The sequence below is a fragment of the Pseudomonas sp. RAC1 genome (assembly GCF_030658255.1).
Classification (GTDB): domain Bacteria; phylum Pseudomonadota; class Gammaproteobacteria; order Pseudomonadales; family Pseudomonadaceae; genus Aquipseudomonas; species Aquipseudomonas boreofloridensis.
The window spans coordinates 608270-631378 of sequence record NZ_JAUTXS020000038.1 but is presented as its reverse complement, the minus strand read 5'-3'; the positions used below and the strand labels follow the sequence as shown (position 1 = coordinate 631378).

Sequence of the window (23109 nt, the reverse complement as noted above, 5' to 3'; positions counted from 1 at the left end):
TTCACTGACAGCTGCGAGTGCTGCTGTGCTGGAATGGGCCGAACTTTACCAACAAAATTTGTCTCTGGGAAGCCCCAGCGTAAAAAAAATTGTCGGAAAACAGCAAGTTACTGGTCAGACAAGCGCACGACTTGCATTTTGTCGACCCTCCCGTCGCCTGCGCCTGACTCAGCCAATCGTTTACCCAACCATCCGTCGCTTTTTTACCGCTTCGCTTCAATACAATGGTCGCCGCTGATTCCAAGCAATTACCCCACTTGCGCATCACAAGGACAGCGCCATGCCAGTCTCACACGATCTGTATCAGGACCTGCACTACCCACGCGAAATCGTTCAGCAACGCCGCCAGCATGATAAAGACCTCGACCGTCTGCTTGACGACTACACGGACATCGACAACCAGGTGCTGGCCGCCGAAGCCATTTCGGCCGGCAACTTCGAGGACGACGATCTGCGCCGTCTCAAGGAGCGCCGCCTGAGCATCAAGTTCATGATCGAGCGTCAGTTGGAACGTAAAGCCTGAACGAAGCGTGTCATCCCGTCATGCGATAGGTCCCCCGCCCATTTGCGACTGGTCAAACGACGCAGGCTCGCGCAAGCTGCGTCTGCACCCGCCTCTTGGAGCCGTCACATTGCCTGCCTGGATGCCCACTGCGCTGCGTCAACTGGCTCAGCGCCCGCAAACATCCGATACCGATCGGACCCTGATCTCGCACTTCACGTCTTTGGCCCAGGCTCGCGGTTATCGTCTAAGCGATAGCCAACGCCAGGTCATCGACTGCATGGCCACTGAGCTTGCCGCACTGGCCCACGGCAAGGCTCGCAGCCTCTACCTGCATGGTTCGGTAGGCCGCGGTAAGAGCTGGCTGCTCGATGGGTTCTATCAGGCGGCGCCTGTCGCGGCCAAGAAGCGCCTGCATTTCCACGACTTCTTCGCTCGGCTGCACCAAGGCATGCATGAGCACCGCAGCCAGCCCGATGCCCTCGCGGCCACACTCGACGCGCTGCTGGGCGAGTGCCAGGTGCTGTGCTTCGATGAGTTCCACGTCCACGATATCGGCGACGCAATGCTGCTTACCCGACTATTCGGCGCTCTGTTCGAGCGCGGCGTGTTCCTGCTGCTCACCTCCAACTACGCGCCTGAAGGCTTGCTGCCAAATCCGCTGTACCATCAGCGTTTCGAGCCGGTGATTCGCTTGATCAACGCGCGCATGCAGGTGCTGGAAGTGGGCGGCGATACCGACTTTCGCACATTGCCGGCCAACCGCCAGCAGCAGCGCTTCACCCAGGGGCGATTCGTCTGGCCTGCTGACGCTGCGCAGCGCCAGGCCCTGGCACTGCCCGAGGTGCAGCCGCAGCTCCTGGAGGTCAACCGGCGTCCGCTGCGCGCCCTGTATAGCCAAGACCGACAGGTGATGTTCGCCTTCGACGACTTGTGCGAGCAGCCCACGGCGGTGATCGACTACCTGGCCCTGGCTGAGCGTTTCGATGACTGGATCATCGACGGACTGGACGATCTGTCGAACTGTTCGCTCGCCGCACAGCAGCGTTTCATCAACCTGATCGATGTCTTGTACGACCAGGACAAGCGCCTGCAGGTGCTGGCCAAGCACAGCCTCGACCAAAGCCTGGGCGGCGCGATCGCCGACCTGATGCGCACCCGCAGCCGCCTGGGTCAATTGCAGCAGACCGGCCCACTCACCTAGGCTCATCCCGCCCGAGGCAACCCCGCCAGCACCTGTTCGATTTCACCCAGCACCGCCACATCGTCCAGCGTCGACGGTGGTACGTAGTCCTGGCCATCGGCGATCTTGCGCAACACAGCCCGCAGGATCTTGCCCGAGCGGGTCTTGGGCAGGCGCTTGACCACACGCACGCGCTGGAAGCACGCCAACGCTCCGATCTGCTCGCGTACGCTGGCCACCAGTTCGGCCTGGACCTGCTGCTCACCGATGCCCTGCCCGTCCTTGAGCACCACCAGTGCCAGCGGCACCTGCCCTTTGATCTCGTCGTGCACGCCAATCACGGCACACTCGGCGACGGCTGGATGCTGCGCCACCAGATCCTCCATCTCACCGGTGGACAGGCGATGGCCGGAGACGTTGATCACGTCATCGGTGCGACCCATGATGTAGACGAAACCCTCGTCGTCCAGATAACCGCCATCACCGGTGTGGTAATAGCCGGGGTAGCGCTGCAGGTACGCCTGCACGTAGCGCGAATGGTCGCCCCATAACGTCTGACTGCAGCCTGGCGGCAACGGCAGGGCGATGACGATGGCGCCTTGCTGGTTCGCCGCCACGGGGCGTCCTTCGTCGTCCAGCACCTGCACGTGGTAGCCCGGCACCGCACGATTGCTCGACCCCGGGCGCGCTGCACTGCCTTCCAGGCCTACGCAGGGCGCGGTCACCGGCCAGCCCGTCTCGGTCTGCCACCAGTGGTCGTGCACCGGCTTGCCCGTGACCCGCTCGAGCCACTCATGCGTAGCCGAGTCGAGTTTCTCCCCAGCCAGGAACAGCTGGCGCAGCGAACTCAGGTCGTGACTGCGGACCCCCTCGCCGTGCGGGTCTTCCTTGCGGATCGCGCGCATGGCCGTGGGCGCGCAGAACAGCCCATTGACCCGGTACTGTTCGACAATCCGCCAATAGGCCGCCGCGTCCGGCGTGCGGATCGGCTTTCCTTCGTACAGCACCGTGGTGCACCCGCACATCAGCGGGCCATAGACGATCAGTGAATGCCCGACCACCCAGCCGACATCGGAAATGCCCCACCACACATCGCCCGCCTGCATGCCGTAGACATGGCGCATGGCGTAGCACAGCGCAACCGCGTTGCCGCCATTCTCGCGCACGATGCCTTTGGGTTTCCCGGTGGTGCCGGAGGTGTACATGATGTACAGCGGATCGCCCGCGTCCAGCACCGCCGGCGCCACCGATTGCGCGCCAGCGACGGCTGCCTCCCAGTCAAGGTCGCGAACAGGCTCAAGCGCGGCCGTGGCCTGAGCTCGCTGCAACACCACCACGTGCCGAGGCTGATGCCGGGCCAGCATCAAGGCCCGATCGACCAGCGGCTTGTATTCGATCACCCGATCGAACTCCAGGCCGCAGGAGGCGGTGAGCACCAGCGTTGGACGTGCATCATCGATGCGCAGGGCCAGTTCATTGGCGGCGAATCCGCCGAACACCACTGAATGCACCGCACCGATCCGCGCGCAGGCCAGCATGGCCATGGCCGCCTGCGGCACCATGGGCATGTAGATGATCACGCCATCGCCCTTGCCCACCCCCAGCTCACACAGCAGCCCCGCCAGACGCGCCACCTCATCGCGCAACTGGGAGTAAGTGAAGCGCTGGGCGACACCCGTCACAGGCGAGTCGTAGATCAACGCCACCTGCTCGCCGCGCCCCAGCTCGATCTGTCGATCCAGCGCCAGGTAGCTGCTGTTCAAGCGGCCGTCGGCGAACCAGCGCTGAGTGCCGTCGGCATGGGTTTGCAAGGTGACGCTGGGCGTGCGGTACCAGGCGAGCGAATCGGCCTGGGCCTGCCAGAAGCGGGCGGGGTCGGCAATGGACTGGGCATAGCTGTGCTGATAGGTCATTGGTTCGCAACCCGTTACTTGTTGTTATCGAAGGGCCAGCCTTGAGTATGGCCCGCCGCGGCCGAGGCGCAATCGGACTTGGCTCGCAACCCTTGTGCAGATTTGCAATGCCCCGGTCGGGCACTAGAATGGCCGTCCAACGCCTCATAGACGCCCCGCATGCACAGCCTCGAAGACCTCAAAGCCGGCCGCCTTCACGGCCTTACCCGCCTGGACCTGTGCCAGGGCCTGAGCGAATTCCCCCGGGAAATCTTCGCACTGGCCGACACCCTCGAAGTCCTCAACCTCACCGGCAACGCCCTGCACGACCTGCCCGAGGACTTGCACCGGCTGACTCGGCTGAAGGTACTGTTCTGCTCGGAAAACCGTTTCGAGCACGTGCCCCGCGCTGTCGGTCGCTGCGAGCGCCTGGAGACGGTGGGCTTCAAGAGCAACCGTATCCACCAGCTCGACGCACACGCCTTGCCCGCCAGCCTGCGCGCGCTGGTGCTGACTGATAACCGGCTGGAGCGCCTTCCCGAGGCATTGGGCGACTGCTCGCAACTACAGAAACTCATGCTGGCCGGCAACCGCCTGACCGCCCTGCCCGATAGCCTGGCGCGCTGCGAACGACTGGAGCTGCTGCGCATCGCCAGCAACCGCCTCACCGCCCTGCCCGACTGGCTGCTGCGTATGCCTCGTCTGGCTTGGCTGGCCTACGCCGACAACCCGCTGCCTCAAGCACTGCGCGCACCGGCGGTGCAGGCGAGCTGCCCGCGCATCCACTGGGCACACATCGCATTGGGCAAGGAGCTCGGGCGCGGCGCCTCAGGCCTGATCCATCTGGCCCATTGGCATGCGCATCCAGACCCGGTCGCAGTGAAGCTCTACAAAGGCGAAATCACCAGCGACGGCTCGCCACTGGCCGAAATGATCGCCTGCCTGGCCGCAGGCGATCATCGTCAGTTGGTGCGAGTGATCGGGCGCATCGACGATCATCCACTGCAACGCCCAGCGCTGGTGATGCAGTTGATCGACCCCAACTGGTTCAATCTCGCAGGCCCTCCAAGCCTGGGCAGTTGCACCCGCGACAGCTATCCCGACGCGCGGCGACTGGCGCTACCCGCCGCGCGCCGTCTGCTTGCCGGCATCGCCTCGGTATCGGCGCACCTGCATGCCCGCGGGATCAACCACGGCGACCTGTACGCCCACAACATCCTCTGCGACACCGAAGGTGATTGCCTGCTCGGCGACTTCGGCGCCGCCTCGTTCCATCCGCCTAGCACGGACACCGAGACGGCAGCCGTCGAGCGGCTCGAAGTACGGGCCTTCGGTATTCTGATCGAAGAATTGCTCGACGGCTGCGACCAGGACGACACATCGCTGCGCAGCCTGGCGCAGCGCTGCCAACAGCCCGATGTCAGCGCTCGGCCAGGCTTTGCTCAGCTCGTGCAATGGCTGAGCAGATGACGCCTGAGCCCGGCGATCAAGTCGGTCTGGGTGATGACCCCGGCTAGCCTGTGCTCATCGAGCACCAGCAGACAGTGAACGCCGTGCTCGCTGAGCAGGGGCAGCAAGCCTTCCAACGGATGGTCGCTGCCGACGCTGACAAGCCGCTGGCTCATCACTTGAGCCACGCGTAGCGGCCGGCGACCGAACATCCCGCGCCAACCCAAGCGTCCACGCGCCATAACCGCTGACAGCAGATCGCCCAGCTCGACCACGCCTACCACCTGATCGCCTTCGCGCACAGGCAGCGTCTTCAAATGATGCTGAGCCATCAATGCGCATGCCTGCTCCAGCGTGGTCTCGGGCGCTGCGACCTGCACGTCCCGCGACATGACCGAGGCCGCAGTGAGGCCGCCGACCGTACGCCGCAACGCGCGCTGTTCGGTGGCCCGAATGATGCGTTCGAGCTCATCAGGGGTGACGTCGACGAACTCGCCGAGGTCTTCCAGGGCCTGATCAAGATCGGCCCGGCTGATACCGACGCGCTCGGCAGGCGCCGGATCATGGGTGTGATGCAGGTCTTTGAGCGGCGCCGCAGCTTTGGGATAGCGCACGCCGGTCAGACGGTTGTAAAGCACGGCCACGATCACCAGGATCACGGCGTTGAGCATCACCGGCTCGAGCAGATGATCGCCCAGTGACACCAACCCCGGATCGGCCAGCACCGCACTGACGGCCACCCCGCCGCCCGGCGGATGCAGACAGCGCAGCGGGCACATCAATAGCAGCGACACGCCCAGCGCCAGTGCGGCAACCCACAATTGCCCGCCCAGGGCCTCGCGCAGCAGCAGCCCAAGCAGCGCAGCCACGGCATAACTGCCCAACACTGGCCATGGCTGGGCCAAGGGGCCGGAGTGCACAGCGAACACTAGTACTGCCGAAGCCGCCAGTGGCCCCAGCAGATGCAGGGCGATAGAGGGGCCGTATGCCAGGCTGCACAGCCAGCCGGCCAGGAACAGCGCCACCAGTGCGCCGACGCCAGCGCGCAGCCACTGAGCGGGCGGAATGTTCAAGGGCGCTGGCAACAGGTGACGCAGACGACGTTCAGCAGGCGGGACAGACATGGGCGCGAACAGATTCCTGAGGGTTAAGCAAGGGAGCGCGCCCAGCCAACGGGCATAGGCCGGCCGCAGATTCAAAGGTGGACCATTCTGCCGCTTGGCATGCAGCACGACTACCGCAAAAACGTGAGCCTGGGCCGCAGTTTTTTTGATCTGTGAACGCTCGGAGCGCCCTATCGCCGAGCAAGGCCTGAATCGATCCGGTCCAGCGAGTCCGAGTTTTCCCTTTCACGACAATGAGTTGTAATCCTTGATGGAGGTCAGTATTACTTCAGTGACGCCCGCCGACAAACGCGGTTTTCGACGCACTTGATTCCACCTCGGAATGAACTTCACCTCACCTCACTGGAAATGCCCGTCATGTCCAAACGCCTGATGCCCTCCACCACCGCCCTGCAGTGCTTCGAAGCGGCAGCCCGCCACCTGAGTTTCACCCGTGCGGCACAGGAGCTTCACCTCACCCAGAGCGCGGTGAGCAAGCAGGTGGCGCAGCTCGAGGACATGCTCTGTCACCCGCTGTTCCAGCGTATCCGGCGGCGCCTGCACCTGACGCCCGCCGGGGCGCTGTACCTCACCGAAGTGAACAAGATCCTCACCCAGATCGACATGTCCAGCCGCTACATCCTCAGCTACGGCGACGAGACCGAGGTGCTGCGCATCGCCACCCAACCCACCTTTGGCGCGCGCTGGCTGGTACCGCACCTCAAAGGCTTCGGCGAACGCTACCCGCGCATTCACCTGGACGTGCGCAACGAGCTGGAGCCGTTCGATCTGGTGCAGGCCAAGGCCGACATCGCGTTTTTCTTCGGCCAGGGCACCTGGCCGGGCGCGACCTGTCTGGAGCTGTTCAGCGAGGAAGTGGTGCCGGTATGCGCCCCAACGCTGCTGCACAGTCACCGCTTCGACAGCGCCCAGTCACTGACCGAGCACCGCCTACTGCAATGCGCCTCACGCCCGGAGGCCTGGCACGAATGGTTCCTGGGTCTGGGCCTGGAGAGTCAGAACAGCTATCACGGCCCGCGCTTCGACACCTTCTACCTGTGCATCCGCGCCGCCATCGCCGGCTGCGGCATCGCGCTGATTCCGCGCTACCTGGTGGCCGAAGAACTGCAAGAAGGCAAGCTGGTGGTGCCTTGGGATCATCCGCTGCCCAGCAACGGCCGACACTTCATGGCCCATGCCGAACACGCTGCCGAAGTGCCCAAGGTCAGGGCCTTCGTGGCGTGGATTCAGGAGCGCGTGGCAGCAGAGGCTTGACCGCCGCGAACCACACAACATCGGGGTCAGGAATTGAGGGAATGACCCCAATCGAATAATTCGTTTGCCCGGCGTGGCCCGTCACGCTTGGATAACGCGACATTCGAACAAGGTTACGCATGCCCATGAATCAGGACAGTATCAGCCAGTCCATCGCCATCGTTCATCCCATCACCCTCTCTCACGGCTGCAACGCCGAAGTGTGGGATACCGACGGCAAGCGCTACATCGATTTCGTCGGCGGAATCGGCGTGCTCAACCTGGGCCACTGCAATCCGGCGGTGGTCGAAGCGATCCAGGCCCAGGCTGCCCGCCTGACCCATTACGCGTTCAACGCCGCGCCCCATGCCCCGTACCTGGCGTTGATGGAACGCTTGAGTGCGTTCGTTCCACTCAGCTATCCGCTGGCCGGCATGCTCACCAACAGCGGTGCCGAGGCGGCCGAGAACGCCTTGAAGGTAGCCCGCGGCGCGACCGGCAAACGCGCGGTGATTGCCTTCGACGGCGGCTTCCATGGTCGCACCCTGGCCACCCTGAACCTGAACGGCAAAGTGGCGCCCTACAAGCAGCGAGTCGGCGAGCTGCCCGGCCCCGTCTACCACCTGCCTTATCCCAGCGCCGATACCGGCGTCACCTGTGACCAGGCGCTCGCTGCGCTGGAGCGCCTGTTCAGCGTGGAAATTGCCGTCGAAGACGTGGCGGCATTCATCTTCGAACCCGTTCAGGGCGAAGGCGGCTTTCTCGCCCTCGACCCAGCGTTCGCCCAGGCCCTGCGCCGGCTGTGCGACAGCCTTGGCATCCTGCTGATCGCCGACGAAATCCAGTCGGGATTCGGCCGTACCGGGCAGCGCTTCGACTTCCCTCGCCTGGGCATCGAGCCGGATCTGCTGTTGCTGGCCAAGAGCATCGCCGGCGGCATGCCGCTGGGCGCCGTGGTGGGTCGCCGCGAACTGCTCGGCGCCTTGCCCAAGGGCGGGCTGGGCGGCACCTACTCAGGCAATCCAATCGCCTGCGCGGCGGCACTGGCCAGCTTGGAGCAGATGAGCGACACGAACCTGGCCACGTGGGGTGAACGACAGGCCCAGGCCATCGCGCAGCGCTACCAACGCTGGCAGCAGGTCGGGCTGTGTCGGTATCTGGGACGACTGACTGGCGTCGGTGCCATGCGCGGCGTCGAACTGGTCAATCAGGACGGCAGTCCGGCGCCCGCGCAATTGGCCCAAGTGCTGGAACGCGCAAGGGCGCGCGGCTTGCTATTGATGCCCAGCGGCAAGGCTCGCCACATCATTCGCCTGCTGGCCCCGCTGACCATCGAGCCACACGTGCTCGAACAGGGCCTGACGATTCTCGAACAGTGCCTGGCGGAACTGGACTGAGGCTTAAAGACCCAGTTCCTGCGGCGTGAGCATGTCCGATTCGAACGCGATCCAGCCGCCTTCGAGTTCGGCATGGCCGTTGACGATGGGGCCGTAGTACACCAGGCCGTTCTCCAGCGTGACGCAGATGTGCGTGGCGGACTTCTCGGGTGCGGCCAGGGTGCCGACGAAATGCACTTTCTTGAGGGTTTCGGTTACCGCTTCCAGGCCGACACGCATGCCGGGATGCTCCGAAGCCTCAGCGTCTCCACCTCGATCTTCAGCGCTGATGGTCACGGTGGCGATGTACGGATACTGGGTGCTCAAGCGCGAGTCCTCGGGGTGCGAGTGAAGGGGCGCGTAGAGTACGGCAGGCGCTCGCCCTTGTCTCTAGCCAACCGACGGGCCAAGCGGGAGATGATCTGCAGGGCCTGATCTGTTAGGGTGCCCGGCGATGCACGCCCCACCAGACGAGGACACTCCGTGAGCGCCGAACAACCCCTGATCGCCGACCTGTTCGAGGTCGACAAACGCTTGACCCTCAAACCTGTCGTGGACTTCAACGCCTACCTGCGCAACGTCTTCGCTGACGGCCCTTGCCGCTGTCATCGCTGCCTGGAACTGAACGGCCACGAAAGCGGCTTCAGCCACCGCCACACCTTCACCTTCGACGATCGCACGGTGCACCGCCGCTTCGCCAACAGCGCGGGCAGCGACGTACTGCAGATGCTGAAGAAGGCTTGGCTGTCGTACACCAAGAATGAGCTGCCACTGGCCGGTCAGCTCGACCTGGACACCGTACGCACCTTCACCGACGCCGCCCTGCATGCGCGTCTGCTGGCCCTGCTGCCGGCCAGCGGTCTGGCCCGCGAGGTCGAAGGTGCCTGGATGCTGCAGGCCCAGGTCGACTGAAGTGCCTGCAGCCTATCCCGTTCAGTGCTGCTCGCCCGCCCGCCTGAGCAGCTTCTTGCAGCGATCGGACAAGTGCACCACCCGCAGGTGCTTGCCCGCCTTGGCGTAACGCTCGCGCAGGGTCTGCAAGGCGGCGATCGCCGAATAGTCGACGAAGCTCAGGTGCTTGCAGTCCAGCGTGACGTTGACCGGATCCTGGGCGGGGTCGAACTGATTGAGAAACGGCGTGGTCGAGGCGAAGAACAGCGTGCCGTGCACCTGGTAGCGCTTGCCCCCTTCCCCATCCTCATGGCTGTCGGCATACAGCTCGCGGGCATGCTGCCAGGCGAAGTTGATCGCAGCGATGACGATACCGAACATCACGGCCATGGCCAGGTCGGTAAGCACCGTCACCACCGTCACCGCGACGATCGCCAGCACGTCGCTCAGCGGCACCTTGTGCAACACCCGCAGGGAGGCCCAGGCGAAGGTCTGCTGGGCGACCACGAACATCACGCCCACCAGCGCGGCCAGCGGAATGCGCTCGATCAGCGGCGACAGGAACAGCACGAACAACAGGATCATCACCCCCGCCACCACGCCAGAGAGCCGCCCGCGCCCGTTGGAGCTGAGGTTGATCACCGTCTGACCGATCATCGCGCAGCCGCCCATGCCGCCGCACAGCCCCGAGACCATGTTGGCTGCGCCCAACGCCACGCATTCGCGGTCGGGAAAGCCACGACTCTCGGTGATTTCGTCGGTAAGGTTGAGGGTCAGCAGGGTTTCCAGCAGGCCCACCATGGCCATCAGCACGGCATAGGGCGCGATGATCTTCAGCGTCTCCAGGCTCCAGGGCACATCCGGCCAGGCCAGTTGCGGCAGACCACCGGCGATGTGCGCCATGTCGCCGAGGGTGCGGGTCGGCAGTTCGAACAGGTAGACCAGCAGGCCCACGCCCAGGATCGCCACCAGTGCTGGCGGCACCGCGCGGGTGAGTTTCGGCAGCAGGTAGACCACCAGCATGGTCAAGGCCACCAGTCCGACCATCAGGTACAGCGACAGGCCGTTGAGCCACTGCTCGCCGTCCTTGAAGTGCTCGAGCTGGGCCATGGCGATGACGATCGCCAGACCGTTGACGAAACCGAGCATGACCGGATACGGCACCAAGCGCACCAGCTTGCCTAGGCGCAACATGCCAAACAGGATCATCACCACCCCGCCCAGCAGTACGGTCGCCAACAGGTATTGGGCACCGTGCTGCACCACCAGGGCGACGATCACCACCGCCATCGACCCGGCAGCGCCTGAGATCATGCCTGGACGCCCGCCGAACAACGCGGTCAGCGTACAGATGATGAACGCGCCATACAGGCCCATGAGCGGGTTCAGGTGTGCCACAAGGGCGAAAGCAATGCACTCCGGCACCAGGGCGAATGAGGTGGTCAGGCCGGCGAGCACGTCGGCGCGAAGTCGAGCAGGTTTCATGAAAATCCTGTGAGAGGTCTGCTCAGAGCCAAGCCACAAGGCCTCGCTGGAGGAGGGACAAAAGGAAGGGGCGCGATGTTACGGAATTTGTCAGGCAACGGCCACCGTGGTTCCCGTTCAGGTGACCTTGCTTTCATATCGCTGTGATCCAGACCCGGCACGATCCAGGCAAATTTGCCATCATGTGTGTTCCATCTGTGGAGATCACCCCCATGCCGCTACGCCCCCTCGTCGCCGCCCTGCTGCTGGCGGCCAGCCTCAGCGCCAGCGCCGCCACCGAAGTGCTGCCCCTGCAGCACCGCAGCAGCGCCGAACTGCTGCCCACCGCCCAGTCGTTTTTGGGCAAGGACGGCACGGTGAGCGCCTTCGAAGACAAGCTGATCGTCAACGCCAGCCCCGAGCGCATCGATGATCTGCGCAGCCTGCTGCAACAACTCGACACCGCCCCCAGGCGCCTGCTGATCAGCGTCGACAATGACGACAGCAACTACCAGGACGCCCGCGGCAACGCGCAGATCATCCAGTACGGCACCCGCAACCGCGAAGGCGGACTGCAGCAGATCCAGGCCAGCGAAGGCCAGCCTGCCTTGATCCAGACGGGCAAGAGCATCCCCGTCACCAGCACCTCCAGCGACGGCTATGGACGGGTGCAGAGCGATACCCGCTACCGCAATGTGACCCAGGGCTTCTATGTCACGCCGAGCGTGACGGGTGAAACGGTTCGTCTGCAAATCACCACCAATAACGACCGAATGAGCCACGAACGTCCGGATGTAGTGAATGTGCAGAGCACCGACACGACGGTCACCGGCAAGCTGGGCCAATGGATCGATCTGGCGGGGTACAACCAGCAGAGTGACGCCAACACCGCGCCTTCCACCCTCACCTACAGCACCCAACGCGGCGAAAACATGACCCTTCGGGTAAAAGTCGATCTTGTGGACTGATCCCACGCCGTTCGAGGCCTCGACCAAAGGCCTGAAAAGTGACTATGGAGTCGTATTAGACCAAAGATGTAGTGCCATAAGAAAACCACTACAAAACGTTTGACAGGGTAATTTCGCCAGGGGCATGATGGCCCCGCTCCCGCTGATCAGGGGCCCTGAGAAGGGCCTTGCCGCGCGCTTTCGCTGCTTTCATCGAAAGGACATCCGCCCCCTGACTGCGCGCCCGGAGCATCAGCACACTTACCTTCAAGATCGATGCGACGAGGTTTATTTCCATGGCACTGACACGCGAACAGCAAATTGCAGCCCTCGAGAAAGACTGGGCCGAGAACCCGCGCTGGAAAGGCGTGACCCGTACCTATACCGCCGCCGATGTCGTTCGCCTGCGCGGCTCCCTGCAGCCGGAGCACACCCTGGCACGCCTGGGCGCCGAAAAACTGTGGAAGCTGGTCACCCAAGGGGCCCACCCGTCCTTCCGCCCGGAAAAAGACTTCGTCAACTGCATGGGCGCCCTCACCGGCGGCCAGGCCGTGCAGCAGGTAAAAGCCGGCATCCAGGCCATCTACCTGTCGGGCTGGCAGGTGGCTGCCGACAACAACTCCGCTGAGTCCATGTACCCTGACCAATCCCTGTACCCGGTCGACTCGGTACCGACCGTGGTCAAGCGCATCAACAACTCGTTCCGCCGTGCCGACCAGATCCAGTGGAAAGCCGGCAAGAATCCAGGCGACGAAGGCTACATCGATTACTTCGCACCGATCGTGGCTGACGCCGAAGCTGGTTTCGGCGGCGTGTTGAATGCCTACGAGCTGATGAAGAACATGATCGAGGCAGGCGCCGCTGGCGTTCACTTCGAAGACCAGCTGGCCTCGGTGAAAAAATGCGGCCACATGGGCGGCAAAGTATTGGTGCCTACCCAGGAAGCTGTTCAAAAGCTGGTGGCTGCGCGCCTGGCTGCTGACGTATCGGGCGTACCGACAATCATCCTGGCCCGCACCGACGCCAACGCTGCCGACCTGCTGACCAGCGACTGCGACCCGTACGACCAGCCTTTCGTCATTGGCGAACGCACCCGCGAAGGCTTCTACAAGGTGCGCGCCGGCCTCGACCAGGCCATCGCCCGCGGCCTGGCCTACGCGCCGTATGCCGACCTGATCTGGTGCGAAACCGCCAAGCCAGACCTGGACGAAGCCCGCCGCTTTGCCGAAGCCATCAAGAAGGAATACCCGGACCAGATCCTGTCTTACAACTGCTCGCCATCCTTCAACTGGAAGAAGAATCTGGACGACGCCACCATCGCCAAATTCCAGCGCGAGCTGTCGGCCATGGGCTACAAGCACCAGTTCATCACCCTGGCGGGTATCCACAACATGTGGCACGGCATGTTCAATCTGGCGCACGACTACGCCCGCAACGACATGACCGCCTATGTGAAGCTGCAGGAGCAGGAATTCGCCGACGCCAGCAAGGGCTACACCTTCGTGGCGCACCAGCAGGAAGTGGGCACCGGTTACTTCGATGACATGACTACTGTGATTCAGGGTGGGGCGTCGTCGGTGACCGCACTGACCGGCTCTACCGAGGAAGAACAGTTCCACTGACTGTCAATGGCTCGATGGAAGCCCGGCGCTCGCAAAAGCGCCGGGCTTCGTCGTTTTTTCTACCCGTGTCCTCTACAGCAGTCATCGGCAACACTGACAACTTTTCTCCTGGCACCAACTTTACCAGGCGAGCCCGCGCCTCTAGCCGGATGCCGAGGCAGAACTCAGAATCAGGTCTATGCTTGGGGCAGCACAGCCAGCAAGGACCGTCTTATGCCTCGTCCAAGCCAACGCGTTGATGCCCGCGCGACCGCCTGCTACCGCCTCTTCAACGAGGCTCTCCGAGCTCATCGCTCCCACGCACCACTCTCCTTTGCCGAAACATTGATCCAGGGCGGTACGCGCGCGGCCGGAAACTGCTAGAACGAGAGTTTTTCTCATTTGCAAGTGACATATTTGCGAAGGGGGTCAGCTGCACAACAGAACTTCGAATAAACAGCATCTCAGCTAAATGCTATTAATTATCATTACTGATATCGCGATTCATTACAGCGTAAGGGAAACATAATTAACGAAACGGGTCAGAATCCCCTAAAATCAAGGCCTTCAGCGATTTACGAAAGATTTTTGTTCTTAATCCTACGAATAATTTTGCGCTGGAAATTTTACTTGCTGTGGGTTTACCCATAAAATCAGCGCGATTGATTCAGCTGCGACATTTGGTCACTGCGTCCGCGACACCGCGTCGCCGCTCTACTTATTTCAGACTGCAGAGCTGGGTCTCTGTATAAGGATTTCAAGCATGTCCGATTCGGCAGGACTCATCGCCCACAACTGGGGCTTTGCCATCTTCCTTTTGGGTGTCGTCGGCCTGTGCGCCTTCATGCTCGGCCTGTCCAGCCTGCTCGGAAGCAAGGCTTGGGGTCGCGCCAAGAACGAACCCTTCGAATCCGGCATGCTGCCCGTCGGCAGCGCCCGTCTGCGCCTTTCCGCCAAATTCTATCTGGTCGCGATGCTGTTCGTGATCTTCGATATCGAAGCCCTCTTTCTCTTTGCATGGTCTGTGTCCGTCCGCGAAAGCGGCTGGACCGGATTCGTCGAAGCACTCGTTTTCATAGCAATTCTGTTGGCAGGTCTTGTCTACCTATGGCGCGTCGGAGCTCTTGACTGGGCACCCGAAAGTCGCCGCAAGCGGCAAGCGAAGCTGAAACAATGAGGCTTTGGCAATGCAATACAATCTCACCAGAATCGATCCGGATGCCCCCAACGAGCAATACCCGGTAGGCGATCGGGAAACCGTCACCGACCAACTGCTCGAAGACCAGGTCCACAAGAACATCTACATGGGGAAACTCGAAGATGTGCTGCGTGGCGCGGTCAACTGGGGTCGCAAGAATTCCCTGTGGCCGTACAACTTCGGCCTGTCCTGCTGCTACGTGGAAATGACCACGGCCTTCACGGCGCCCCACGACATCGCCCGCTTCGGCGCCGAAGTCATCCGGGCCTCGCCGCGTCAGGCCGACTTCATGGTCATCGCCGGTACCTGCTTCGTGAAGATGGCGCCGATCATCCAGCGCCTGTACGAGCAGATGCTCGAACCCAAGTGGGTCATTTCCATGGGCTCGTGCGCCAACTCCGGCGGCATGTATGACATCTACTCGGTCGTTCAGGGGGTCGACAAGTTCCTCCCCGTGGACGTCTACGTGCCTGGCTGCCCGCCACGCCCTGAGGCGTTCCTGCAGGGCTTGATGCTGCTGCAGGAGTCGATCGGCCAGGAACGACGCCCGCTTTCCTGGGTAGTGGGTGATCAAGGCATCTACCGTGCCGAGATGCCCGCCCAGAAAGACCTGCGTCGTGAGCAGCGCATTGCCGTCACCAACCTGCGCAGCCCCGACGAAGTCTGATCCAGCGACCTGCCGCCCGCTCCTCAAGGAGCCGGCGGCCTGGCTTCATTCTTAACGCTGACCCAAAGCGACCGAGACCATGACAGCGGACAACGCTCTTTTCATTCCGCCCTACAAGGCAGACGACCAGGATGTGGTCGTCGAATTGCACAACCGTTTTGGCGCCGAAGCATTCGTCGCCCAGGAGACCCGCACCGGCATGCCCGTGCTGTGGGTCAAGCGCGCCCAGCTCAAAGAGGTGCTCAGCTTCCTGCGCGGTGTCGCCAAACCGTACAGCATGCTCTACGACCTGCACGGTGTCGACGAACGCCTGCGTACCCAGCGCCGCGGCTTGCCGGCGGCCGATTTCAGCGTGTTCTACCACCTGTTGTCGGTCGAGCGTAACAGCGACGTGATGATCAAGGTGTCGCTGAGCGAAGGTGACCTGAACCTGCCTTCGGTCACCGGCATCTGGCCCAACGCCAACTGGTACGAGCGCGAAGTGTGGGACATGTTCGGCATCGACTTCGCCGGCCACCCGCACCTGAGCCGCATCATGATGCCGCCGACCTGGGAAGGCCACCCGCTGCGCAAGGACTACCCTGCCCGCGCCACCGAGTTCGACCCCTACAGCCTGACCCTGGCCAAGCAGCAGCTCGAAGAAGAGTCGGCACGCTTCAATCCAGAGGCCTGGGGCATGAAACGCCAGGGCGCCAACGAGGACTACATGTTCCTCAACCTCGGCCCCAACCACCCTTCGGCCCACGGTGCCTTCCGTATCGTCCTTCAATTGGACGGCGAAGAGATCGTCGACTGTGTGCCGGACATCGGTTACCACCACCGTGGTGCCGAGAAAATGGCCGAGCGCCAGTCCTGGCACAGCTTCATCCCCTATACCGACCGCATCGACTACCTGGGCGGGGTGATGAACAACCTGCCCTACGTACTGGCGGTCGAGAAGCTGGCCGGCATCCAGGTGCCACAGAAGGTCGACACCATCCGCATCATGCTGGCCGAGTTCTTCCGCATCACCAGCCACTTGCTGTTCCTGGGTACCTACATCCAGGACGTCGGCGCCATGACCCCGGTGTTCTTCACCTTCACCGACCGTCAGCGCGCCTACACCGTGATCGAGGCGATCACCGGTTTCCGCCTGCACCCGGCCTGGTACCGCATCGGTGGCGTCGCCCACGACCTGCCGCGCGGCTGGGACAAGCTGGTCAAGGACTTCGTCGAATGGCTGCCCAAGCGCCTGGACGAATACACCAAGGCCGCCCTGCAGAACAGCATCCTCAAGGGCCGTACCATCGGCGTCGCCGCCTACAACACCAAAGAGGCCCTGGAATGGGGCACCACCGGTGCCGGCCTGCGTGCCACCGGTTGCGACTTCGACCTGCGCAAAGCCCGCCCCTACTCCGGCTACGAGAACTTCGAGTTCGAAGTGCCGCTGGCCCACAATGGCGATGCCTACGATCGCTGCATGGTCCGTGTCGAGGAAATGCGCCAGAGTATCCGCATCATCGACCAGTGCCTGCGCAACATGCCGGAAGGCCCGTACAAGGCGGACCACCCGCTGACCACGCCGCCGCCCAAAGAGCGCACCCTGCAGCACATCGAAACCCTGATCACCCACTTCCTGCAAGTCTCGTGGGGCCCGGTGATGCCGGCCAACGAGTCGTTCCAGATGATCGAGGCGACCAAGGGCATCAACAGTTACTACCTGACGAGCGATGGCGGCACCATGAGCTACCGCACCCGCATCCGTACGCCGAGCTACCCGCACCTGCAGCAGATCCCTTCGGTGATCAAGGGCAGCATGGTCGCCGACCTCATTGCGTACCTGGGCAGTATCGACTTCGTTATGGCTGACGTGGACCGCTAAGCATGAACAGCACGCTGATCCAAACCGACCGTTTCGCCCTGAGCGAAACCGAGCGCTCGGCCATCGAGCACGAGATGCACCACTACGAAGACCCGCGCGCGGCGTCCATCGAAGCCCTGAAGATCGTGCAGAAGGCACGCGGCTGGGTGCCGGACGGCGCCATCTACGCCATCGGCGAGGTGCTGGGCATCCCGGCCAGCGATGTCGAAGGCGTCGCCACCTTCTATAGCCAGATCTTCCGTCAACCGGTCGGTCGCCACATCATCCGCGTCTGCGACAGCATGGTCTGCTACATCGGCGGCCATGAATCGGTTGTCAGCCAGATCCAGAGCGAGCTGGGCATCGGCCTCGGCCAAACCACTGCCGACGGACGCTTCACCCTGCTGCCGGTGTGCTGCCTGGGCAACTGCGACAAAGCCCCGGCGCTGATGATCGACGACGACACCTTCGGCGATGTGCAGCCGGCTGGCGTTTCCAAACTGCTGGAGGGCTACGCATGACCATCACTTCCTTCGGCCCGGCCAACCGCATCGCGCGTGCGGCCGAAACCCATCCGCTGACCTGGCGCTTGCGTGAAGACGGTGAGCCGATCTGGCTCGACGAGTACCAGGCCAAGAACGGCTATGCCGCCGCCCGCAAGGCACTGGCCGAGATGTCCGCCGACGACATCGTGCAGAGCGTCAAGGACTCCGGCCTCAAGGGCCGCGGCGGCGCCGGCTTCCCTACCGGGGTGAAGTGGGGCCTGATGCCCAAAGACGAATCCATGAACATCCGCTACCTGCTGTGCAACGCGGACGAAATGGAGCCCAACACTTGGAAGGACCGCATGCTGATGGAGCAACAGCCCCATCTGCTGGTCGAGGGCATGCTGATCAGCGCCCGCGCCCTGAAGGCTTATCGCGGCTACATCTTCCTGCGTGGCGAATACACCACCGCCGCCAACAACCTCAACCGCGCCATTGCCGAAGCCAAGGCCGCCGGCCTGCTGGGCAAGAACATTCTGGGCAGCGGCTTTGACTTCGAGTTGTTCGTGCACACCGGTGCCGGTCGCTACATCTGCGGTGAAGAAACCGCGCTGATCAACTCGCTCGAAGGCCGCCGCGCCAACCCGCGCTCCAAGCCGCCCTTCCCCGCCGCCGTCGGCGTGTGGGGCAAGCCGACCTGCGTGAACAACGTCGAGACCCTGTGCAACGTGCCCGCCATCGTTGCCAACGGCAACGACTGGTACAAGTCGCTGGCCCGCGAAGGCAGCGAGGATCACGGCACCAAGCTGATGGGTTTCTCGGGCAAGGTAAAGAACCCGGGCCTGTGGGAACTGCCGTTCGGCGTCACCGCTCGCGAGCTGTTCGAGGACTACGCCGGCGGCATGCGCGACGGCTTCACGCTCAAGTGCTGGCAGCCTGGCGGCGCCGGTACTGGCTTCCTGCTCCCCGAGCACCTCGATGCGCAGATGTACGCAGGCGGCATCGCCAAGGTCGGCACCCGCATGGGTACGGGCCTGGCCATGGCCGTGGACGACAGCGTCAACATGGTCTCGCTGCTGCGCAACATGGAAGAGTTCTTCGCCCGCGAGTCGTGCGGCTGGTGCACGCCATGCCGTGATGGCCTGCCATGGAGCGTGAAGATGCTGCGCGCCCTGGAAAAAGGCCAGGGCCGCGCCGAAGACATCGAGACCCTGCTGGGTCTGGTCAACTTCCTCGGCCCAGGCCGCACCTTCTGTGCTCACGCACCGGGTGCCGTCGAGCCCTTGGGCAGTGCCATCAAATACTTCCGGTCCGAGTTCGAGGCCGGTGTCGCGCCAGCAAGCGCTGCCGACACCCTGCGCCCGAACCTGGCCCAGCCGATTACGGTTGGCGCATAACAAGATGAAACGCGGGTGGTCCGTGCCACCCGCCGGCCTTGCAGGCGCGCGCAGGTATGACGCGAGCCGCAGGCGCACAGATTTCCATTAGCCACGCTCGCTCACGCGGGCCAACGAAGAACTTTGAACAATGGCCACTATCCACGTAGACGGCAAAACGCTCGAAGTCAACGGTGCAGACAACCTGTTACAGGCCTGTCTGTCGCTCGGCCTCGACATCCCTTATTTCTGCTGGCACCCAGCACTCGGTAGCGTTGGTGCTTGCCGGCAATGCGCGGTCAAGCAGTACACCGACGAGAACGACACCCGTGGTCGTATCGTCATGTCCTGCATGACCCCCGCCTCCGACGGCACCTGGATCTCCATCGAGGATGAAGAATCCAAGGCGTTTCGCGCCAGCGTCGTCGAATGGCTGATGACCAACCACCCGCACGACTGCCCGGTGTGCGAGGAAGGCGGTCACTGCCACCTGCAGGACATGACGGTCATGACCGGCCACAACGAGCGCCGCTACCGTTTCACCAAGCGCACTCACCAGAACCAGGACCTCGGCCCGTTCATTGCCCATGAGATGAACCGCTGCATCGCCTGTTATCGCTGCGTGCGCTACTACAAGGACTATGCCGGTGGTACCGACCTGGGCGTGTACGGCGCTCACGACAACGTCTACTTCGGCCGCGTCGAAGACGGCGTGCTGGAAAGCGAGTTCTCCGGCAACCTGACCGAGGTCTGCCCGACTGGCGTATTCACTGACAAGACCCACTCCGAGCGCTACAACCGCAAGTGGGACATGCAGTTCGCCCCGAGCATCTGCCACGGCTGCTCCAGCGGCTGCAACATCAGCCCCGGCGAGCGCTACGGCGAACTGCGTCGGATCGAGAACCGCTTCAACGGCTCGGTCAACCAGTACTTCCTGTGCGACCGCGGCCGCTTCGGGTACGGCTACGTGAACCGCAGCGACCGCCCGCGCCAGCCGCTGCTGGCCGATGGCACCAAGCTTTCGCTGGACGCTGCCTTGGACAAGGCCGCCGACCTGCTGCGCGGTCGTACCATCGTCGGCATCGGCTCGCCTCGCGCCAGCCTGGAGAGCAACTACGGCCTGCGTGAACTGGTCGGTGCCGAGTACTTCTATTCGGGTATGGAAGCCGGCGAGTTGGCCCGCGTGCGCCTGGTGCTCGACGTGCTGAACAACAGCCCGCTGCCGGTGCCGACCCTGCGCGAGATCGAAGACCACGACGCCGTGTTCGTGCTCGGTGAAGACCTGACCCAGACCGCCGCCCGCGTCGCCCTGGCCGTGCGCCAGGCCACCAAGGGCAAGGCCGAGGCCATGGCCGAGGGCATGAAAGTGCAACCCTGGCTCGACGCCGCCGTGAAGAACATCGGTCAGCACGCGCTGTACCCGCTGTTCATCGCCTCGCTGGCCGAGACCAAGCTCGATGACGTCGCCGAGGAATGCGTTCACGCTGCGCCCGCCGACCTCGCCCGCCTGGGCTTTGCCGTGGCCCACGCCATAGACCCGAGCGCCCCGGCCGTCGCGGGTCTGGACGCCGACGCGCAAGCCCTCGCTCAACGCATCGCCGACGCCCTGATCGCCGCCCAGCGCCCGCTGGTCATAGCCGGTACTTCACTGGCCGACCCTGCGCTGGTCGAAGCGGCCGCCAACATCGCCAAGGCCCTGAAGCTGCGCGAGAAGAACGGTTCGCTGAGCCTGGTAGTGCCTGAGGCCAACAGCCTCGGCATGGCGATGATGGGTGGCGACGCCGTCGACGCCGCGCTGGACGCTGTGATCAGCGGCAAGGCCGACGCCATCGTGGTCCTGGAAAACGACCTGTACGCCCGGGTTCCGGCCGCCAAGGTCGACGCAGCCCTGGCTGCCGCCAAAGTGGTGATCGTCGCCGATCACTCCAAGACGCCCACCACCGACCGTGCCCACCTGGTACTGCCCGCCGCGTCCTTCGCCGAAGGCGACGGCACCCTGGTGAGTCAGGAAGGCCGTGCACAGCGCTTCTTCCAGGTGTTCGATCCGCAATACCTGGACAGCAGCATCCTGGTGCATGAAGGCTGGCGCTGGATGCACGCCCTGCGCGCCACCCTGCTCGACAAGCCGGTGGACTGGACTCAACTGGACCATGTCACCAGCGCTTGCGCCGCCGCCGCGCCGCAGTTGGCTGGCATCGTCGATGCCGCACCGAGCGCTGCTTTCCGCATCAAGGGCATGAAGCTGGCCCGCGAACCGCTGCGCTACTCCGGCCGCACGGCCATGCGCGCCAACATCAGCGTGCACGAGCCGCGTACTCCGCAAGACAAGGACACCGCCTTCGCCTTCTCCATGGAAGGCTACTCGGGCTCGGCCGAACCGCGTCAGCAAGTGCCGTTCGCCTGGTCGCCAGGCTGGAACTCGCCACAGGCGTGGAACAAGTTCCAGGACGAAGTCGGCGGTCACCTGCGTGCCGGTGATCCGGGCGTGCGCCTGATCGAGTCGCAAGGCGATCGTCTGAGCTGGTTCGAGGCCATCCCAGGCGCGTTCAATCCCGCTCGCGGCACTTGGACGGCGGTACCGTTCTTCCACCTGTTCGGCAGCGAGGAGAACTCTTCGCGCGCCACACCGGTACAGGAGCGCATTCCTGCGGCCTACGTCGCGCTGGCCAAGTCCGAAGCCGACCGCCTGGGCGTCAATGAAGGCGCACTGCTGAGCCTGGACGTGGCCGGCGTCTCGCTGCGCCTGCCACTGCGCATCAATGAAGCACTGGGCGCAGGCCTGGTGGCGCTGCCGAAAGGCCTGGCCGGCATTCCCCCGGCCATCTTCGGTGCACCCGTCGAAGGTCTGCAGGAGGCAGCACAATGAGCTGGTTCACCCCCGAAGTGATCGATGCGATCCTCGCCGTCCTGCGCGCCATCGTGGTGCTGCTGGCGGTGGTGGTCTGCGGTGCACTGCTCAGCTTCGTCGAGCGTCGCCTGCTGGGCTGGTGGCAGGACCGCTATGGTCCGAACCGTGTCGGCCCGTTCGGCATGTTCCAGATCGCCGCCGACATGCTGAAGATGTTCTTCAAGGAAGACTGGAACCCACCCTTCGTCGACCGCGTGATCTTCACCCTGGCCCCGGTGGTGGCGATGAGCGCCCTGCTGATCGCCTTCGTGGTCATCCCGATCACCCCGACCTGGGGCGTGGCGGACCTGAACATCGGCCTGCTGTTCTTCTTCGCCATGGCCGGTCTGTCGGTGTATGCCGTGCTGTTCGCCGGCTGGTCGTCGAACAACAAGTATGCCCTGCTGGGTAGCTTGCGCGCCTCGGCACAGACCGTGTCGTACGAGGTGTTCCTGGGCCTGGCGCTGATGGGCGTGGTGGTGCAGGTGGGCTCGTTCAACATGCGCGATATCGTCGAGTACCAGGCGCAGAACCTGTGGTTCATCATTCCGCAGTTCTTCGGCTTCTGCACCTTCTTCATCGCTGGCGTCGCCGTGACTCACCGTCACCCATTCGACCAGCCCGAAGCGGAACAGGAACTGGCCGACGGCTACCACATCGAGTATGCCGGCATGAAGTGGGGCATGTTCTTCGTCGGTGAGTACATCGGCATCATCCTCATCTCGGCGCTGCTGGTGACCTTGTTCTTCGGTGGCTGGCACGGTCCGTTCGGCATCCTGCCGCAACTGTCGTTCCTGTGGTTCGCCCTGAAGACCGGCTTCTTCATCATGCTGTTCATCCTGCTGCGCGCCTCGATCCCGCGCCCCCGCTATGACCAGGTGATGGACTTCAGCTGGAAGTTCTGCCTGCCGCTGACCCTGATCAATTTGCTGGTGACCGCTGCGATCGTGCTCTACAACACGCCAGCCGTCGCGGCCCAGTGAGGATTTGACCC

At 63.5% G+C, this 23109-nt stretch carries 19 protein-coding genes; 15 read left to right on the top strand and 4 right to left on the bottom strand.

Annotation, left to right across the window (positions count from 1 at the left end):
• Positions 1-280: 280 nt before the first annotated feature.
• Both Q7C30_RS20200 and zapE read left to right on the top strand, forming a co-directional pair.
• A complete protein-coding gene (locus tag Q7C30_RS20200) occupies positions 281-523 on the top strand; it encodes a hypothetical protein (RefSeq protein WP_039578330.1) in 243 nt (80 codons plus the stop codon).
• Between the two features lie 109 nt (positions 524-632).
• Complete coding sequence (gene zapE / locus Q7C30_RS20195; RefSeq protein WP_317872527.1) at positions 633-1706, top strand: cell division protein ZapE; 1074 nt, start codon at positions 633-635, stop codon at positions 1704-1706.
• A gap of 2 nt (positions 1707-1708) precedes the next feature.
• Here the strand turns inward: zapE and Q7C30_RS20190 are convergent, their stop codons facing one another.
• The gene (locus Q7C30_RS20190) at positions 1709-3598 is read right to left on the bottom strand and encodes a propionyl-CoA synthetase (RefSeq protein WP_317872526.1); all 1890 of its coding nucleotides are present in this window, start codon (positions 3596-3598) and stop codon (positions 1709-1711) included.
• A gap of 159 nt (positions 3599-3757) precedes the next feature.
• Here Q7C30_RS20190 and Q7C30_RS20185 point away from each other — a divergent pair, with 159 nt between their 5' ends.
• The gene (locus Q7C30_RS20185) at positions 3758-5047 is read left to right on the top strand and encodes a leucine-rich repeat-containing protein kinase family protein (RefSeq protein WP_317872525.1); all 1290 of its coding nucleotides are present in this window, start codon (positions 3758-3760) and stop codon (positions 5045-5047) included.
• Here the strand turns inward: Q7C30_RS20185 and Q7C30_RS20180 are convergent.
• Positions 5020-6150 (bottom strand): HPP family protein, encoded by a 1131-nt coding sequence (locus tag Q7C30_RS20180; protein ID WP_317872524.1) that lies wholly within the window; start codon positions 6148-6150, stop codon positions 5020-5022. The two genes, Q7C30_RS20185 and Q7C30_RS20180, sit on opposite strands and share 28 nt — an antisense overlap.
• Before the next feature lie 357 nt (positions 6151-6507).
• On the opposite strand from Q7C30_RS20180, the gene gcvA reads away from it, so the two are divergent.
• Together gcvA and Q7C30_RS20170 are read left to right on the top strand one after the other, a co-directional pair.
• Positions 6508-7404: a transcriptional regulator GcvA gene (gcvA, locus tag Q7C30_RS20175; RefSeq protein ID WP_116888478.1), complete on the top strand. Its 897-nt coding sequence runs from the start codon at positions 6508-6510 to the stop codon at positions 7402-7404.
• A 125-nt stretch (positions 7405-7529) separates the two neighbouring features.
• A complete protein-coding gene (locus Q7C30_RS20170) occupies positions 7530-8780 on the top strand; it encodes an aspartate aminotransferase family protein (RefSeq protein WP_317872523.1) in 1251 nt (416 codons plus the stop codon).
• 3 nt (positions 8781-8783) lie between these two features.
• Here Q7C30_RS20170 and Q7C30_RS20165 read toward each other — a convergent pair whose 3' ends face one another.
• Positions 8784-9086 carry a hypothetical protein gene (locus Q7C30_RS20165; RefSeq protein WP_039578349.1) on the bottom strand — a complete coding sequence of 101 codons (303 nt, stop codon included), beginning with the start codon at positions 9084-9086 and terminating at the stop codon, positions 8784-8786.
• A gap of 156 nt (positions 9087-9242) precedes the next feature.
• Between Q7C30_RS20165 and Q7C30_RS20160 the strand changes: the two genes are divergently transcribed.
• A complete protein-coding gene (locus Q7C30_RS20160) occupies positions 9243-9671 on the top strand; it encodes a hypothetical protein (protein WP_317872522.1) in 429 nt (142 codons plus the stop codon).
• Positions 9672-9692: 21 nt separating this feature from the next.
• On the opposite strand, the gene Q7C30_RS20155 is transcribed toward Q7C30_RS20160, so the two are convergent.
• A complete protein-coding gene (locus Q7C30_RS20155) occupies positions 9693-11135 on the bottom strand; it encodes a SulP family inorganic anion transporter (protein ID WP_317872521.1) in 1443 nt (480 codons plus the stop codon).
• Positions 11136-11347: 212 nt separating this feature from the next.
• Between Q7C30_RS20155 and Q7C30_RS20150 the strand changes: the two genes are divergently transcribed.
• The 9 genes from Q7C30_RS20150 (at position 11348) to nuoH (ending at position 23098) form a co-directional block, all read left to right on the top strand.
• Entirely contained in the window at positions 11348-12082 is a 735-nt protein-coding gene (locus Q7C30_RS20150; protein WP_317872520.1) for a secretin N-terminal domain-containing protein, read from the top strand.
• A gap of 275 nt (positions 12083-12357) precedes the next feature.
• Positions 12358-13683, top strand: coding sequence for an isocitrate lyase (aceA, locus tag Q7C30_RS20145; protein ID WP_023534769.1), 1326 nt, complete (start codon positions 12358-12360; stop codon positions 13681-13683).
• Positions 13684-14425: 742 nt separating this feature from the next.
• Positions 14426-14839, top strand: coding sequence for an NADH-quinone oxidoreductase subunit A (locus tag Q7C30_RS20140; protein ID WP_029614112.1), 414 nt, complete (start codon positions 14426-14428; stop codon positions 14837-14839).
• 10 nt (positions 14840-14849) lie between these two features.
• Entirely contained in the window at positions 14850-15527 is a 678-nt protein-coding gene (locus tag Q7C30_RS20135; protein WP_029614113.1) for an NADH-quinone oxidoreductase subunit B, read from the top strand.
• Positions 15528-15606: 79 nt separating this feature from the next.
• Positions 15607-17388 carry an NADH-quinone oxidoreductase subunit C/D gene (gene nuoC, locus Q7C30_RS20130; RefSeq protein WP_317872519.1) on the top strand — a complete coding sequence of 594 codons (1782 nt, stop codon included), beginning with the start codon at positions 15607-15609 and terminating at the stop codon, positions 17386-17388.
• Between the two features lie 2 nt (positions 17389-17390).
• Complete coding sequence (gene nuoE / locus Q7C30_RS20125) at positions 17391-17888, top strand: NADH-quinone oxidoreductase subunit NuoE (protein WP_029614115.1); 498 nt, start codon at positions 17391-17393, stop codon at positions 17886-17888.
• A complete protein-coding gene (nuoF, locus tag Q7C30_RS20120) occupies positions 17885-19249 on the top strand; it encodes an NADH-quinone oxidoreductase subunit NuoF (RefSeq protein WP_317872518.1) in 1365 nt (454 codons plus the stop codon). The genes nuoE and nuoF overlap by 4 nt, the downstream gene beginning before the upstream one ends.
• A 130-nt stretch (positions 19250-19379) precedes the next feature.
• A complete protein-coding gene (gene nuoG / locus Q7C30_RS20115; protein WP_317872517.1) occupies positions 19380-22094 on the top strand; it encodes an NADH-quinone oxidoreductase subunit NuoG in 2715 nt (904 codons plus the stop codon).
• Positions 22091-23098: an NADH-quinone oxidoreductase subunit NuoH gene (nuoH, locus tag Q7C30_RS20110; protein ID WP_029614116.1), complete on the top strand. Its 1008-nt coding sequence runs from the start codon at positions 22091-22093 to the stop codon at positions 23096-23098. The genes nuoG and nuoH overlap by 4 nt, the downstream gene beginning before the upstream one ends.
• Positions 23099-23109: the final 11 nt, after the last annotated feature.